This window comes from Citrobacter sp. wls757 (assembly GCF_005280935.1).
GTDB lineage: Bacteria > Pseudomonadota > Gammaproteobacteria > Enterobacterales > Enterobacteriaceae > Citrobacter > Citrobacter portucalensis.
In genome coordinates this window covers 564,289-578,313 of sequence record NZ_SZWU01000060.1, presented here as the reverse complement: position 1 = coordinate 578,313, position 14,025 = coordinate 564,289, and the positions used below count along the sequence as shown (strand labels likewise).

Genomic DNA, 14,025 nt, shown 5'->3' with positions numbered 1-14,025 from the left:
CTCACTCTCTCTCCATGTTCAGCGGGAAATGACAGGCGTAGAGATGATTCTTTGCTCCGGTCAGTCTTGGGGTTTCAATACATTCGCGTTGTGCATAAGGGCAGCGTGGCCCCAGACGACAGCCGATGGGTAATTGTTCCAGCAATGGAATAGCTCCTGGCATGGTATTCAGGCGGCTTTTGTGCGGCATTGCGCTACCAAAATCAGGAATAGCGCGAATCAACGCTTGAGTATAAGGATGATGAGGAATGGTCACCAAATCTTTACTTGGCGCGGTTTCGACCGTTTGCCCGCAGTACATCACGTTGATTTTGTCAGCCCACTGGCTGAGCATTTGCAGGTCATGGCTTATCAACAAAATGGTAGTATTGCTGTTTTGATTCAGACGGGTTAGCAGACGGAAAATTTGCGCCTGGGTGGTTGGCTCCATCGCGTTCGTTGGTTCATCGGCAATCAGCAAACGCGGCTGATTCGCTAATGCGATAGCGATCATGACCTTCTGACATTCGCCATCGGTCAGCTCATATGGAAAGCTGCGCATGGCGTCTTTATGGTCTTTTATCCCGACGCGGTGCAAGAGTTCAATCGCACGGCGTTTGCGCCAACCGATGCGCTGCCACCAGCGACCTTTGTAGGTCCATGCCGGAATATTTTGCATCAGTTGACGTCCGATACGCTCGGACGGATCGAGACATGACTGCGGCTCCTGAAAGATCATGGAGACGTTATGACCGACCAATTTGCGTCGTTCACGCGCCGAAAGGCGTAGCAGATCGATATCATCAAAACGCATACGGTCTGCGGTTACGCGCCAGTTATCTTTAGCAACCCCGCAAATGGCCTTAGCGATCAGACTTTTGCCTGATCCAGATTCACCGACCAGCCCGCGGATTTCACCCTCATTCAAGGTCATGCTGACACGATCAACAGCCTTAACCCAGTCGTCACCGGTTCTGAATTCAATGGTCAGGTTGCGGATATCCAGTAATGGCATTACTCCACCCCCGCAATAATTGCGCGGCGCACGCCGTCACCCAGTAGGTTAACCAGCAACACGCTTATCATAATTGCCGCGCCTGGCAGCATCACCGTCCACGGTGCGACATAAATCAGCTCCAGCGCGTCGCCGAGCATGGCTCCCCATTCCGGGGACGGCAACTGTGCGCCAAGGTCGAGAAAACCCAGCGCGGCGATATCCAGAATCGCCATCGACAGTGCGCGGGTGATTTCAGTAATAAGGCCAGCGGTAATATTGGGCAGAACGGCGAACCACAGAATATTCAGTGTGGTTGCACCGTCCAGGCGAGCGGCAATGACGTACTCTTTCTCCAGCTCGTCATGCACCATGCTGTAAACGGAGCGCACCATGCGCGGCAGCAGCGCCAGCCAGACGGCAAACATGGCGTGTGTCAGATGCGGCCCGGCAAAGGCCACCACAATAATCGCCAGCAGCAGAGAAGGGATCGACAGCAGGGTGTCCAGAATGTGGTTCAGCACCGCAGAGCGCAAGCCGTGCGTCGCACCGGCAACTACGCCCAATACCAGGCCACACAGCGTGGCGGCAAGAGTAACGACAAACGCGCCGCCAACGGTCGGGGCCGCGCCGCTGAGCAGACGACTTAAAACGTCACGTCCCAGATCGTCAGTCCCGAGGAAGAATGAGACTTCGCCATAGCGCGACCATGACGGCGGTAAAAGCTGATAGCCGAGAAATTGCTGATCGATGCCGTAAGGGGCAAACCAACCACCAAAAATACACAGAATAGCCAGTCCCGCACAGCCGTACAGGCCGATCATCGCAGTCGCATCGCCATAGAAATTGCGCCATGCGGTGCGCAACGTACCTGGCGGGCGTTTTTCGCTATAGACGCTATCGTAAGGCATACCATTCCTTATGTTTCAGAGGGTTAGCCATAGCACCCAGAATATCAGAGATGACGTTAACGATGATAACCAGTGAACCAATCACCATCACGCCCGCTGAAATCGCCGCGTAATCCTGCTGGCGAATCGCGTTAATCAGCCAACGACCAAGACCGGGCCAGCTAAAGACCATCTCGGTGATCATCGCCAGCGTCAGCATGGTGGAAAACTGTAATCCCAGACGCGGGATCACTGGCGGAAGGGCATTGTGCAGGACGTGACGACGCAGAATCGTTAATCGTGACAGACCGCGCGTGGCCGCCGCTTTGACGTAGTTCTGGTCAAAGACCTCAATGGTGCTGATACGCATCAGGCGGATAACTTCTGTGGTGGGCGCAACGGAGAGCGTCAGCACCGGGAGCACCATATGACGGATAGCGCTGACCAGCATTTCATCGCGCCAGGGCGAGTCGGAGATCCACGCATCAATAATGGCAAAACCGGTAACAGGTTTCACCTCGTAGAGAAGATCAAAACGCCCGGAAACGGGTAACCAGCCGAGGGTCAGTGAGAAGAGCAATGTCAGCAGCAGCGCCAGCCAAAAAACGGGGATAGAAAACCCCATCAGAGCCAATGCGCTGATGCAGCGGTCCTGCCATTTGTTCCGCGTGATACCGGCCAGCATACCAACGGGGATCCCAACCATTAGTGCAAAACCAAAGGCAAGAATGCACAGCTCCATTGTGGCCGGGAACACCTCTTTCAGCTGCTCTGAGATCAACTGACCGTTGATACTGGATACGCCGAAATCCCAGTGAATGAGACCATTGAACCAGAATACCCATGCGTTCCACAGCGATGCACCCTGTAACGGCGCATGAGGCGTGAAGTAGCTCAGGCTGAAGCCAATAAAGGTCAGGAAGAACAGGGTTACCAGTAGCAATAAAAATCGACGCAAGGTGAAGATAATCATGGTTTTTTCACCTCATCTTTCTTTTCCCTGGACACGCCGGCAAAAGAGGCATTACCGAATGGACTGAGCACCAACCCTTTGATGTCGTAGCGGTAAGCCTGTAGACGCAGTGAAGAGGCCAGTGGCAGGATCGGTAACTCTTGGGCAAGAATATTTTGCGCTTCGTCATAGGCATCAATTCGCGATGAAAGCTGCTGCGAAGAGAGAGCCTTGCGCAGAATGCTGTCAAACTGCGGATTACACCAGTGGGCAAAGTTGGTCTGTGAATTGATGGCGGCACAGCTGAGCAACGGCCGGAAAAAACTGTCAGGATCGTTACTGTCCGTCGCCCAGCCGGATAACGTCAGATCATGGTTCATATCCATTAATCTCGCCTCCTGAAAACGACCTTCTACCGGGATGATCTTCACTTTCACACCCACCTGAGCCATATCTGCCTGAATCAGCTCGGCGGTTTTCAGCGGACTGGGGTTCCAGGCCTGAGAGCTGGTAGGGACCCAAAGTTGTAACGTCAGATTCTCCAGCCCCAGCGCTTTTAGCTGCTCGCGCGATTTTGCCGGGTTGTATTCTGTAATTTTAGCTTCGTTATCATAAGCCCACGAGGCGCGAGGCAAAATAGATGCCGCGGTTTCTGCCGTCCCGTAGTAGATAGACTGCATTAAGCGCTGGTTGTTGATCGCTAGCGCCAGCGCATGCCGCACGGCAGGGTTATTCAACGGCGGTTTATTGGTGTTGAACGCCAGATAGGCAATGTTCATCCCCGGGCGCAGCGTCAAACGCAGGCGAGGGTCATCACGCAATATGCTGAGCTGGCTGGCGGCAGGCCAGGCAAGGACGTCACATTCGCCAGTGAGTAATTTCGATAAGCGTCCGGTTCCACCAGAACCGAGATCCACTACGACCTGCGGCATCAGAGGAGTGCCACGCCAGAATTTTTCATGTCGCTGCAACCGAATATATTGGCCGGCACGATTCTCCGAAAGCTGGTACGGGCCTGTGCCGACGGGTTGTCTGTCGAGCAACTCCTGGCGATCCTGTTTTGCCAGATTAGCGGCATATTCCGCCGACATTACGGAGGCATAGTGTGTGGCAAGGTGCCACATAAAGGAGGCATCCGGTTGCGTTAAGCGGAATTCAACGGTGTTGTTGTCCAGTTTGCGCACGCTTTGGACGTTATCGGCAAACTGCAGGCTGTCGAAGTAGGGGAAACTGCTGCCGTTCACATTGTGCCACGGATGGTGGCGATCAAAGATGCGCTCGAAGGTAAACACCACATCGTCTGCATTCAGTTTGCGGGTGGGGGTGAACCAGGCCGTCTTCTGAAACTGAACGTCACGACGCAGATGGAAGCGGTAGGTTGCGCCGTTATCCAGCACCTCCCAGCTTTCAGCAAGCTCAGGCACCAGCCGATAGGTGTAGGGATCTACATCAAGCAGTCGGTCATACAATTGGGCCGCTAACGTATCGACGATGAGACCGCTGCTCGTTTTTTGTGGGTTGAACGTATTGACTTGCCCGCTGACGCAATAGACAAACCCACTGTCACGGATATCAGCGTGCGGAGCTTGCTCAGGCGCAGCAGCAGCCTGACCACTCAGAAATCCAGCCATCACGATCAGAGATGATAAAACCAGGCGCATAATTTTAATGGATTATATAAAGAGGCTATCTTACTAATACTTAATGACATTTGCCATTACCGTTTGTTTTTGGGAGTAACAGGCTCGATAAGCTCGAGTTCAACACCGCGACATGGTCAAAATTCATACCTGCTATCCACTTTGAATCTACTCTGTTAACTATCTTAGCATTTTCATGGCCCATCTGACTTGCTATAAACGTGGGGGCGTACCTGTCGTTGTTTACTGATTGATATCAGTGTGTGCTCGGAAGATGGAGTATGGCATCGATAACGAAGTGTGGAGCGAGCATTTAGAGTGTCACTATCAATGCTGAACTATAATAATTCAGGAAGTAGTACACGTTATGTGAGTTGTAATAGCTAAAGTACCTATAATTATTTCAATATGTTAATTCCATTTTTTCTTCATGGCATCTTAATCTTCTCACCCATTTATGGTGATGATTTCCATTGGTTATTAAATGCATTTTGGCTTTGATCCTGGTTATGAACGGTTTTCTGTTGCCATTTAACTTCTAATGGAATGAATTGTATGAATAAATTACTGAGCCTTGTTGTTTCACTTGCCCTATTGCCTGGAGCCGTTTTTGCAGCGTCGACTCCAGACTGTGTGAAGGTGAATAAAGCGCAAATCGAAGCGCTATTTGATAAGTGGAACGAGTCATTGAAAACAGGTAACGCGCAGACGGTATCTGAAAATTATCTTAGCGATGCGGTATTGCTGCCTACTGTATCCAATAAAGCGCGTTTAACGGACGCTGAACGTGTTGATTATTTCGAGCATTTTCTTGCGAAAAAGCCGACCGGGAAAATTGACATGCGTACCATTCGCCTGGGGTGTAATAAGGCGATAGACACCGGTACCTACACATTTACCTTCGCGGACAAATCAACGGTTTCAGCCCGCTACACATTCACTTATGCATGGGACGGTAAAGAGTGGAAAATTTCCACACACCACTCTTCAGCGATGCCTGAGGGGTAAAAAGCAGTGCAGGGGGCGGAATATTCACCGCTCCCTGAAGACTAGCCAATAATCGCGATGCCAAGACGTTCCATGAGCAACGATGCCTGGTAGTTGTCCAACTTAACGCCTTGTAAATCAACGCCCCGAATATCTAAGTCACCCAACTCCGAATTGGTCAGATCGCAATGTGTGAAGTTTGCTGCTCGCCAGTCGAAAGTCGAAAACTCGCCGCCGGAAAGATCTGAACCACTGAACGTCGCGCCCAGTACCTGGGCACCCATCCAACGGTTTTCCCACAGCTCACATTTTTCCAGCACGACTTTCGAAAAATTGGCGTAGCTTAGATTTGTGTTAGTTATATATGCGCTGCAAAACCAGGTGCGTGTGGTGATCATATTCATAAAGCTTGCGCCGCGAAAATCTGCGCCTTGCGCACGACAGTGGCGAATTTCAATGCCAAGCGCACTGGCATTGCGAAAATCCGCCATGGATAAATCACAGCTTTTAAAAATGGCATCTTTCAGCATCGCACGACTAAAATTGCACCCTTTCTGGCTTTCACGATCATAGAACTGACAGCCGATAAATTCAGTGCCGCTCAGGTCGGCACCTGAAAAATCACAGTTAAAAAATGTACTATTTTCAATTTTCTCACCGGTGAAGCGGTTCCTGTCAATTTTTTCGCCAACGAGTGCCAGAGCCATATTTGTACCTGTTTTTTTATACAGTAATGGTGTCATGGTAAACCCTGATGAGGTTATGCGTCAAATCCGCCAATATGACATCTGCAAATGTGCGTTAAATCTGGTGTTTTTTCAGCAAAGCGCGAAGCTGATGGTAAGTCAGCCCCAGTAATTCAGCGGCTTTTTTCTGGTTAAATTTTGCCTGCTGTAAGCTGGTTTGTAGAAAGTCTTTCTCTTGCTGCTGCTGGAATTCACGCAGATCCAGCGGTAAACCTACAGACATCGGTTTAGTTTCCGACGCCTGCGGCTGAGTAGTGTGGCGGCGGAAGGGGTCAATGATTATCTCATCCAGCGGGTAATCACTGGTTCCATGCCGGTAAACGGATCGCTCCACGACGTTTTTCAGTTCACGAATATTGCCCGGCCAACGGTAGTGGAGGAGAGTTTCTCTGGCCTCGGCACTAAAACCCGGAAACAGAGGTAATCCGATCTCGCGGCACATCTGAATGGCAAAATGCTCGGCCATTAACATAATGTCACTTTGACGCTCGCGTAACGGTGGGAGTTGCACCACGTCAAAGGCCAGGCGATCCAGCAGGTCCGCGCGGAAAGTGCCTTCGCTGACCATGCGAGGTAAGTCGGCATTGGTCGCACAAACAAGTCGTACGTTAACTTGCAACGGCTGGCTGCCACCAACGCGCTCCAGCTCGCCATATTCAATAACCCGCAGTAATTTTTCCTGTACCAACATCGGGGCGGTTGCCAGTTCATCGAGAAACAGCGTACCGCCGTCGGCGCGTTCGAAACGTCCTGGATGGCGTTTTTGCGCGCCGGTAAAGGCACCCGCTTCGTGACCAAACAGTTCGGAATCAAGCAAATTTTCGTTTAGAGCCGCGCAGTTAAGCGAAATAAACGGGCCTTGCCAGCGGGTGGAGAGGTAGTGCAGGCGGTTGGCAATAAGTTCTTTCCCGGTCCCGCGCTCACCTATAACCAGTACAGGTTTATCCAGCGGTGCCAGATGAGAAACCTGCTCCAGCACTTCAATAAAGCTGTTCGCTTCACCCAGAAGATTATCTTTGTATCCAGCCATGATGAAATTCACCATTTGTTAGTGTTATTCACCAATTTACCCTAATTTTCGCAACAGGTAAAATTAGATATAATTATTAGAATCAATTAGATAAAAAGTTGGCACGCCAAGTGCATTACGAAAACAGCAGGGCATAGCCCGATATCAGAACAGTAAGTGAGGATTACATTATGGGTATTTTTTCTCGTTTTGCCGACATCGTGAACGCCAACATTAATGCGTTGCTGGAAAAGGCTGAAGATCCGCAGAAACTGGTGCGGTTGATGATCCAGGAAATGGAAGACACGCTGGTTGAGGTACGTTCTAACTCAGCGCGTGCGCTGGCAGAAAAGAAACAATTATCTCGCCGTATCGAACAGGCCAGTGCCCAACAGGCAGAGTGGCAGGAAAAAGCAGAACTAGCGCTGCGTAAAGAGAAAGAAGATCTGGCGCGTTCTGCGTTAATTGAAAAGCAGAAACTGACCGATTTAATTGCCTCTCTGGAGCATGAGGTGACGCTGGTTGACGATACGCTGGCGCGTATGAAAAAAGAGATCGGTGAGCTGGAAAATAAACTCAGTGAAACCCGTGCTCGTCAGCAGGCGTTGATGTTGCGTCATCAGGCAGCGAGTTCTTCGCGTGATGTCCGTCGTCAACTGGACAGCGGTAAACTCGATGAAGCGATGGCGCGCTTTGAATCTTTCGAGCGTCGTATCGATCAGATGGAAGCCGAGGCTGAAAGCCATAACTTCGGTAAACAGAAGTCTCTGGATCAGCAATTTGCTGACCTGAAAGCAGATGATGAAATCAGCGAGCAGCTGGCGCAACTTAAAGCCAAAATGCAGCAAGACAAGCAATAATAACATCTGGCGGCGCCCGAACGCGCCGCCGCTCATCACCTGTAAGGAGTACTCATGAGCGCGCTATTTCTGGCTATCCCGTTAACCATCTTTGTGTTGTTCGTTTTACCGATTTGGCTCTGGCTGCACTACAGCAACCGTTCCAGTCGTGGCGAACTGTCGCAAAGTGAACAGCAACGCCTGGTTGAACTCAACGATGACGCACAGCGGATGCGCGAGCGCATTCAGGCGCTGGAAGACATCCTCGATGCTGAACATCCAAACTGGAGGGACCGCTAATGGGAGGCGTTAACCTGAACAAAAAACTGTGGCGTATTCCGCAGCAGGGCATGGTGAAGGGGGTTTGCGCAGGTATTGCGCATTATCTCGATGTGCCTGTGAAGCTGGTACGGATCCTGGTGGTGTTGTCAGTCTTTTTTGGCCTGGCCTTTTTCACCTTCGTCGCCTACATCGTGCTGACCTTTGTGTTGGATCCGATGCCGGACAATGTGGTTTCCGGCGAGCAGCAGCCATCAAGCGGTGAGCTGTTGGATGCCGTCGATCGCGAGCTGGCGGCTAGTGAAAAGCGTTTACGTGAAATGGAGCGTTATGTGACGTCCGATACTTTTTCCTTACGTAGTCGCTTCCGTCAATTGTGAGGACAGAAATGAACAATCGCTGGCAACGTGCCGGGCAAAGGGTTAAGCCGGGCTTTAAAATAGCAGGTAAGCTGGTGCTTCTGACCGCGCTGCGCTACGGCCCGGCGGGTGTAGCAGGGTGGGCGGTGAAGTCCGTCGCCCGACGCCCGCTAAAAATGCTGCTGGCGTTGGTTCTGGAACCGGTGTTGAGTCGGGCTGCGGCAAAATTGTCGAAACGCTATTCAGGTAATCAACCCTGATATTTGAATCAGCAAAAGCAAGCAACAATTAATCAACATTCCCTCAGTTAATTTGCGGCAGCTTACAAATATAATTTGGGGGCTGTCAAAATTCTTTTGGGTTGTTACCACGGGTATTGAAGGTGAACTAAAAAATCTATTTCGCAGGGCATTAATACCCAGGTTTTATATCAGGAAGTCGGTCAGCAATATTTGTGTTCCTATCGTGATATTCTGTAATCCTTTCTCACCTGCAATCAGATTAAATAATAAATTACAGCTTTGCTCACCTAATTGTTGGGTAGGAACATCAAATGTGGGTAGAAAAATCAACAGGCTAACTGCAGCATGGGTAACCTGAGGAACAATCGTCCGCGCCTGCAGACGGTGATAATGCGGTCGCAATATTTTCTTAAGAACTGGCGTATAGTGTAGAGGTAAATCCAACTATCAGTCAGGAAGATATTATGTTGAAAAAAGGTGTATTAGCGTTGGCTCTGGTCATCGGCATGCCGGTTTACGCAGCCGAACACTGGATCGATGTTCGCGTTCCTGAACAGTACCAACAGCAGCATATTCAGGGGGCCGTCAATATTCCATTAAAAGAAATGAAGGCACGTATTGCAGCTGAAGTTCCTGATAAGAACGACACTGTGAAGCTGTACTGCAACTCCGGGCGTCAATCGGGACAAGCGAAGGATATGTTGACTGAAATGGGCTATACGCAGGTGACGAATGAAGGTGGCATCAACCAGATCTCGCTTCCTAAAGTAGAGAATAAATAAGCCGTACGCAGTTCTTCTGCTCCTGGCGGTAAGAATAATGCCGCCAGGTACCGCCCAGGTAGTTGATAAGTAAGAATTGACCCCTATCTTTACTTCCTGTTTGTTATAATTTCTTCGGTTCCTTCAGCAAAACGGGATGGCGATGAAGCGACTTAAAAATGAACTCAATTCGCTGGTTAATCGCGGCGTAGACCGGCATTTACGCCTGGCTGTCACCGGACTTAGCCGCAGCGGTAAGACGGCGTTTATCACTGCGATGGTAAACCAGTTACTCAATATTCATGCCGGTGCGCGTCTGCCGTTGCTCAGTTGCGTGCGCGAAGAGCGTTTGCTCGGCGTAAAACGGGTTCCTCAACGCGATTTTGGCATTCCGCGCTTTACCTATGATGAGGGACTGGCGCAACTGTACGGCTCTCCGCCAACCTGGCCGACCCCTACGCGCGGCGTGAGTGAAATACGTCTGGCGCTGCGCTATAAATCCAATGACTCTTTACTGCGCCACTTTAAAGACACCTCTACGCTGTACCTGGAGATCGTCGATTATCCGGGGGAGTGGCTGCTCGATTTACCGATGCTTGCCCAGGATTATCTGAGCTGGTCGCGGCAAATGACCGGATTATTGCAGGGGCAGCGGGGCGAATGGTCGGCAAAATGGCGGCAGTTATGCCAGGGGCTGGATCCGTTGGCGCCTGCTGATGAAAACCGTCTGGCGGAAATTGCTGCCGCCTGGACGGAGTATCTGCATCAGTGTAAACAGCAGGGCCTGCATTTTATTCAACCGGGCCGTTTTGTCCTGCCCGGGGATATGGCGGGCGCGCCTGCGCTGCAATTCTTCCCGTGGCCGGATGTCGATGCCTGGGGGGAATCAAAGCTGGCGCAGGCTGACAAACACACCAACGCGGGCATGTTGCGCGAAAGATTCAATTATTACTGCGAAAAGGTCGTCAAAGGGTTTTATAAGAATCACTTCCTGCGCTTTGACCGCCAGATTGTGCTGGTCGATTGCCTGCAGCCGCTCAACAGCGGGCCACAGGCGTTCAACGACATGCGTCTGGCGCTTACCCAGTTGATGCAAAGCTTCCATTACGGGCAGCGTACGCTGTTTCGTCGGCTATTTTCTCCGGTGATCGACAAGCTGCTGTTTGCCGCCACCAAAGCCGACCACGTCACGGTCGATCAGCACGCCAATATGGTGTCGTTATTGCAGCAGTTGATCCAGGACGCATGGCAAAACGCGGCGTTCGAAGGTATCAGCATGGATTGTCTGGGGCTGGCATCGGTGCAGGCAACCACCAGCGGCTTGATCGATGTGAAAGGTGAAAAGATCCCGGCGCTGCGAGGTAATCGTCTGAGCGATGGCGAACCGCTGACAGTCTATCCGGGCGAGGTTCCCGCGCGACTGCCCGGACAGGCATTTTGGGACCGCCAGGGCTTTCAGTTTGAGGCGTTTCGCCCGCAGGTTATGGATGTCGATAAACCCTTACCGCATATCCGCCTTGATGCCGCGCTGGAGTTTTTAATAGGAGATAAATTGCGATGAGCGAGCCGTTAAAACCGCGTATCGATTTCTCAGGTCCGCTGGACGTGGAACAAAACACGGCGTTTAAAGCGCAGCAAATGTTCAATGAGACGGAGGCGCAGACTTTTTCTCCAGCGAAAGTGGATGAACCCCTGGAAGACGAAGGTCAGGCGGAGGCCGTCATTGATGCGGCCTTACGCCCCAAACGCAGTCTGTGGCGCAAGATGGTGATGGGCGGGCTGGCGCTGTTTGGCGTAAGCGTTGTTGCTCAGGGTGTGCAGTGGACCATGAACGCCTGGCAGACTCAGGACTGGGTCGCGCTGGGAGGATGTGCCGCAGGCGCATTGATTATCGGCGCAGGTGTCGGATCGGTGGCGACCGAGTGGCGCAGATTGTGGCGATTGCGTCAGCGCGCGCACGAACGTGATGAAGCGCGAGACTTGCTCCACAGCCATGGAACCGGAAAAGGTCGTGCATTTTGTGAAAAACTGGCGCAGCAGGCGGGTATCGATCAGTCGCATCCGGCTCTACAGCGTTGGTATGCCTCAATTCATGAAACGCAGAACGATCGCGAAGTGGTCAGCCTGTATGCCCATCTTGTGCAGCCGGTACTGGATGCGCAAGCCCGGCGTGAGATTAGCCGTTCAGCGGCAGAGTCCACGCTGATGATTGCAGTCAGTCCGTTGGCGCTGGTGGATATGGCGTTTATCGCCTGGCGAAATCTGCGGCTGATTAATCGCATTGCATCGCTGTATGGCATTGAACTTGGTTATTACAGCCGTCTGCGCTTGTTCCGCCTGGTGCTGCTGAATATCGCTTTTGCCGGGGCCAGTGAGCTGGTGCGGGAAGTAGGGATGGACTGGATGTCGCAGGATTTAGCCGCCCGCTTATCAACGCGTGCCGCACAGGGCATTGGCGCGGGGTTATTAACGGCGCGTCTGGGCATTAAAGCTATGGAACTTTGCCGACCGCTGCCGTGGATCGATGATGATAAGCCACGACTGGGCGATTTTCGCCGTCAACTGATTGGTCAGGTGAAAGAGACGTTACAAAAGAACAAATCTCCGCGCGAAAGTTAGCTATAAAACAGGCGCCGATCGTATAACTTTACGCCCCGGCGCCTAATTTTCCAGCGCGCTGTCAATATTTGTTGACAGAGTTCTTCCTGCAAACCAAATACTGTCTTATCATTTAACACATAATCCCTTGTCCAGGTGAAGGTTCCTATGCGTTTGGAAGTCTTTTGTGAAGACCGTCTTGGTCTGACCCGCGAATTGCTCGATTTACTGGTGCTGAGAAGCATTGATTTACGCGGTATCGAGATTGACCCCATCGGGCGAATTTACCTTAATTTTGCGGAGCTGGAGTTCACCAACTTCAGCAGTCTGATGGCTGAAATCCGCCGTATTTCAGGGGTTACGGATGTGCGTACCGTACCCTGGATGCCTTCCGAACGTGAACATCTGGCGCTGAGTGCTCTGCTTGAAGCGTTGCCAGAACCGGTCCTTTCTCTTGATATGAAAAGCAAAGTTGAGATGGCGAACCCTGCGAGCTGTCAACTTTTTGCGCACACCCAGGAGCGGATGCGCAACCATACCGCAGCCCAGTTAATCAATGGGTTTAACTTCCAGCGCTGGCTGGAAAGCAATCCGCAGGATTCCCATAGCGAACATGTCGTGATTAACGGGCAGAATTTCCTGATGGAAATTACGCCTGTCCATTTGCAGGGCGAAAATCAGGAGCAGATGCTGACCGGCGCGGTGGTGATGTTGCGCTCCACCATTCGAATGGGACGTCAGTTGCAAAATATGACTACGCAGGATCTCAGCGCGTTTAGCCAGATTATTGCCGTCAGCGCCAAAATGAAACACGTGGTGGAACAGGCGCGCAAGCTGGCGACGCTGAGCGCGCCGCTGCTGATTACTGGTAATACCGGCACCGGCAAAGATCTCTTTGCTCACGCCTGCCATCTGGCAAGCCCACGTGCGTCGAAACCGTATCTGGCGCTGAACTGCGCGTCAATCCCTGAAGATGCGGTTGAAAGCGAGCTGTTTGGCCATGCGCCGGAAGGTAAAAAAGGGTTCTTTGAGCAGGCGAATGGCGGTTCGGTTCTGTTAGATGAAATTGGCGAAATGTCGCCGCGTATGCAGACCAAATTGCTGCGTTTTCTCAATGACGGTACGTTCCGTCGCGTGGGAGAAGATCACGAAGTTCATGTTGATGTCCGTGTGATTTGCGCGACGCAAAAGAACCTTGTGGAGCTGGTGCAGAAAGGACTTTTCCGTGAAGACCTCTATTATCGTCTGAATGTACTGACGTTAAACCTGCCGCCGCTGCGCGATTGCCCACAAGATATTATGCCGCTCACCGAACTGTTCGTGGCGCGTTTTGCCGATGAGCAGGGCGTGCCGCGTCCGAAGCTGTCCGCCGATCTCAGCACGGTGTTAACCCGTTACGGTTGGCCGGGCAACGTGCGTCAGCTTAAAAACGCTATCTACCGGGCGTTGACCCAGCTTGAAGGCTATGAGCTACGGCCGCAGGATATTTTACTGCCGGATTATGATGCGGCAACGGTTGCGGTCGGAGAAGAGGTGATGGAAGGGTCGCTGGATGAAATTACCAGCCGCTTTGAACGCTCCGTGCTGACGCAGCTGTATATGAATTATCCCAGCACGCGCAAGCTGGCCAAGCGCCTCGGCGTTTCGCATACCGCGATTGCCAATAAATTGCGCGAGTACGGCCTGAGCCAACAGAAAAAAAGCGAAGAGTAATGCCGTAAATGAAAATGCCTCCATCCGGAGGCATTTT

15 protein-coding genes and 1 pseudogene are annotated in these 14,025 nt (G+C 51.7%); 9 read left to right on the top strand and 7 right to left on the bottom strand.

Features of this window, described 5'->3' with window-relative positions:
• Nucleotide 1: 1 nt before the first annotated feature.
• The 4 genes from sapD to sapA are packed head-to-tail and all read right to left on the bottom strand — an operon-like array spanning nt 2 to nt 4,476.
• Complete coding sequence (gene sapD / locus FDW94_RS17635; RefSeq protein WP_003020556.1) at nt 2-994, bottom strand: peptide ABC transporter ATP-binding protein SapD; 993 nt, start codon at nt 992-994, stop codon at nt 2-4.
• Nucleotides 994-1,884, bottom strand: coding sequence for a peptide ABC transporter permease SapC (sapC, locus tag FDW94_RS17630; protein ID WP_003833291.1), 891 nt, complete (start codon nt 1,882-1,884; stop codon nt 994-996). Before sapC ends, sapD begins: the two co-directional genes overlap by 1 nt.
• Nucleotides 1,871-2,836, bottom strand: coding sequence for a peptide ABC transporter permease SapB (gene sapB / locus FDW94_RS17625; RefSeq protein WP_003020545.1), 966 nt, complete (start codon nt 2,834-2,836; stop codon nt 1,871-1,873). The genes sapC and sapB overlap by 14 nt, the downstream gene beginning before the upstream one ends.
• Nucleotides 2,833-4,476 (bottom strand): ABC transporter substrate-binding protein SapA, encoded by a 1,644-nt coding sequence (gene sapA, locus FDW94_RS17620; RefSeq protein WP_003833288.1) that lies wholly within the window; start codon nt 4,474-4,476, stop codon nt 2,833-2,835. Before sapA ends, sapB begins: the two co-directional genes overlap by 4 nt.
• Nucleotides 4,477-5,010: 534 nt before the next feature.
• Between sapA and FDW94_RS17615 the strand changes: the two genes are divergently transcribed.
• Nucleotides 5,011-5,463, top strand: a complete 453-nt coding sequence (locus FDW94_RS17615) for an SgcJ/EcaC family oxidoreductase (RefSeq protein ID WP_003833285.1) — start codon at nt 5,011-5,013, stop codon at nt 5,461-5,463.
• A gap of 41 nt (nt 5,464-5,504) precedes the next feature.
• Here FDW94_RS17615 and FDW94_RS17610 read toward each other — a convergent pair whose 3' ends face one another.
• A complete protein-coding gene (locus FDW94_RS17610; protein WP_004201260.1) occupies nt 5,505-6,149 on the bottom strand; it encodes a quinolone resistance pentapeptide repeat protein QnrB9 in 645 nt (214 codons plus the stop codon).
• 94 nt (nt 6,150-6,243) lie between these two features.
• Entirely contained in the window at nt 6,244-7,233 is a 990-nt protein-coding gene (gene pspF, locus FDW94_RS17605; protein ID WP_167819984.1) for a phage shock protein operon transcriptional activator, read from the bottom strand.
• Nucleotides 7,234-7,388: 155 nt separating this feature from the next.
• On the opposite strand from pspF, the gene pspA reads away from it, so the two are divergent.
• From pspA to pspD, 4 genes are read left to right on the top strand one after another with little or no spacing between them, the layout of a single operon-like run.
• Complete coding sequence (gene pspA, locus FDW94_RS17600; protein ID WP_003020532.1) at nt 7,389-8,057, top strand: phage shock protein PspA; 669 nt, start codon at nt 7,389-7,391, stop codon at nt 8,055-8,057.
• Between the two features lie 54 nt (nt 8,058-8,111).
• Entirely contained in the window at nt 8,112-8,336 is a 225-nt protein-coding gene (gene pspB, locus FDW94_RS17595) for an envelope stress response membrane protein PspB (RefSeq protein WP_003020509.1), read from the top strand.
• On the top strand, nt 8,336-8,695 hold the full coding sequence (pspC, locus tag FDW94_RS17590; protein WP_003020497.1) for an envelope stress response membrane protein PspC: 360 nt from the start codon (nt 8,336-8,338) through the stop codon (nt 8,693-8,695). Before pspB ends, pspC begins: the two co-directional genes overlap by 1 nt.
• Before the next feature lie 8 nt (nt 8,696-8,703).
• Entirely contained in the window at nt 8,704-8,934 is a 231-nt protein-coding gene (gene pspD / locus FDW94_RS17585) for a phage shock protein PspD (protein ID WP_003833267.1), read from the top strand.
• 165 nt (nt 8,935-9,099) lie between these two features.
• Here the strand turns inward: pspD and FDW94_RS24450 are convergent.
• A pseudogene (locus tag FDW94_RS24450) lies at nt 9,100-9,225 on the bottom strand (LacI family transcriptional regulator); the annotation flags it as partial.
• Nucleotides 9,226-9,380: 155 nt separating this feature from the next.
• Here FDW94_RS24450 and pspE point away from each other — a divergent pair.
• The 4 genes from pspE (at nt 9,381) to tyrR (ending at nt 13,988) form a co-directional block, all read left to right on the top strand.
• Nucleotides 9,381-9,698 carry a thiosulfate sulfurtransferase PspE gene (gene pspE / locus FDW94_RS17575; protein WP_008784913.1) on the top strand — a complete coding sequence of 106 codons (318 nt, stop codon included), beginning with the start codon at nt 9,381-9,383 and terminating at the stop codon, nt 9,696-9,698.
• 142 nt (nt 9,699-9,840) lie between these two features.
• Nucleotides 9,841-11,238 (top strand): YcjX family protein, encoded by a 1,398-nt coding sequence (locus FDW94_RS17570; protein WP_032944430.1) that lies wholly within the window; start codon nt 9,841-9,843, stop codon nt 11,236-11,238.
• Nucleotides 11,235-12,296 (top strand): YcjF family protein, encoded by a 1,062-nt coding sequence (locus FDW94_RS17565; protein WP_032943592.1) that lies wholly within the window; start codon nt 11,235-11,237, stop codon nt 12,294-12,296. The genes FDW94_RS17570 and FDW94_RS17565 overlap by 4 nt, the downstream gene beginning before the upstream one ends.
• A gap of 147 nt (nt 12,297-12,443) precedes the next feature.
• Nucleotides 12,444-13,988: a transcriptional regulator TyrR gene (tyrR, locus tag FDW94_RS17560; protein WP_008784910.1), complete on the top strand. Its 1,545-nt coding sequence runs from the start codon at nt 12,444-12,446 to the stop codon at nt 13,986-13,988.
• The last annotated feature ends 37 nt before the right edge of the window (nt 13,989-14,025 follow it).